Raw genomic sequence first — 1,558 nt, 5'->3', positions numbered from 1 at the left:
AAGGACAAGCCATAGAAAAAAAGGGTGTATGCGGTGAAAATCGCTGAGTGAACAGGGTCTATACATACGGATACCTTATAAGTGACCGCATGGAAAAAAACAAAGACACTTATCCATCTATTTTGATTGATTACTATTTCGTGATCTTTCAAAGTAGGGGATAAATCTGCCTTCCAGCCGTATTCCATAATCGTTCCCACATGATAAAAACCCTCAAAACCTTCAGTCAATACCTATTATTAAGAAATGACGAAAAATATAAGATTTTATACTGTTTTAAAAACAAACTGTCGAAGATAGAGGAATAAATAAGGGAATTATGACTAACTTAGCTAGAGGGTAAGGGGACGGAGCGTTAGAATAAGCCTTATTTCCGAAATTGGTTTTATCAATGGGATATAGTACGTGAAATTACATATAAAAACCGCATTTTGTTAGGGAGAAAAAGGAGGAATACTTTTGTGATCACTGTATATATTTAGCACAACATGTTACGTGTCTTCCGGCAGGATGAAAGACGGATTTCTATTGAGACAATCTCGGTGCATTGTAAGCTTTGTGGCAAAGTGTATTGGAAGGTGCGTGAATGAAGGAGGGAGGAATTGGCTTGAAGCAAATGTTTAAAAGGTCACTATATACGTTTATTTGTTTAACATTCCTATCTGCCTGTAGTTCTACTCCATCAATTGTAGGTACTTGGAAATTAACAGAAGAATCATCCTGTGACAAAGAAGCAAAAATAATATTTACAAAAGAGGGAACAGTTCAATGGGTAGATGGAGCAGGAACAATTGCAGGAAAATATGAAAAAAATACCGATAATGTATATACATTTAACTTAAATGAACGTACATTTACAGCAACTTTAGATAAAAAGCAAACCACATTTGAAGTAGGAGGAACGAATATCAAAGGAAACTGTACATTTAAAAAACAGAAAGAATAACTGATAAAAATGTCTTTAGCGTACAAAATTCGCGTTTTGTTGGCGATATCCTTAATGGAGGATGAGTGTATTAGTCTGAAGGTGATCCTTCAAAAAAAGTATTGGTTTACATTGGATCCTTGCACAATGTGTGGGGATTATTTTCGTAAAGAAAAGACACCCATATGCGAGTGTCTTTTCTAATTGTTTTTAGCAAGCTCCGCCGAATCCGCCACCCCAACAGCTGCAACCAATGATAATTAGCAAGATGAACAGCACAATTAGTAAAGCAAACCCGCCACCAAAGCCACCACAACTACCTCCAAAGCCCATATTAGTTCCTCCTTTTAGTTAAGAGGGGAAAAATGGGGTCATCTTCATGTATTTCCACGGTTTACATTACCTTATGTTTTTAAATGATATATGAGCAGGTCCGTTTAAAAAAGAAAAGACACTCAATGAGTGCCTTTCTTCAAATCTTAGTTAATCAATTGTGTATGATTTTAACAGGATTAATGCAAAAAATAGAACAATAAAATAATAACATTATGTTATCTAGTGTTTTCATGCAATTTTGCATAAAGAAAAGACACTCTTATGAGTGCCTAAATTGGGTTCTGGTGCAAAAACTTT

At 35.2% G+C, this 1,558-nt stretch carries 2 protein-coding genes and 1 pseudogene; 1 reads left to right on the top strand and 2 read right to left on the bottom strand.

Features of this window, described 5'->3' with window-relative positions:
- Positions 1 to 188 (bottom strand): annotated as a pseudogene (locus tag CN288_RS29330) (hypothetical protein); the annotation flags it as partial.
- A 419-nt stretch (positions 189 to 607) separates the two neighbouring features.
- On the opposite strand from CN288_RS29330, the gene CN288_RS28080 reads away from it, so the two are divergent.
- Complete coding sequence (locus tag CN288_RS28080; protein ID WP_141528045.1) at positions 608 to 946, top strand: hypothetical protein; 339 nt, start codon at positions 608 to 610, stop codon at positions 944 to 946.
- A gap of 189 nt (positions 947 to 1,135) precedes the next feature.
- On the opposite strand, the gene CN288_RS28075 is transcribed toward CN288_RS28080, so the two are convergent.
- Positions 1,136 to 1,258: a YjcZ family sporulation protein gene (locus tag CN288_RS28075; RefSeq protein WP_081811100.1), complete on the bottom strand. Its 123-nt coding sequence runs from the start codon at positions 1,256 to 1,258 to the stop codon at positions 1,136 to 1,138.
- Positions 1,259 to 1,558: the final 300 nt, after the last annotated feature.

Source organism: Bacillus sp. AFS023182 (genome assembly GCF_002560575.1).
Taxonomy (GTDB): domain Bacteria; phylum Bacillota; class Bacilli; order Bacillales; family Bacillaceae_G; genus Bacillus_A; species Bacillus_A arachidis.
Note: the sequence above shows the minus strand (reverse complement) of the source record. Positions and strands in the feature narration are given on the sequence as shown.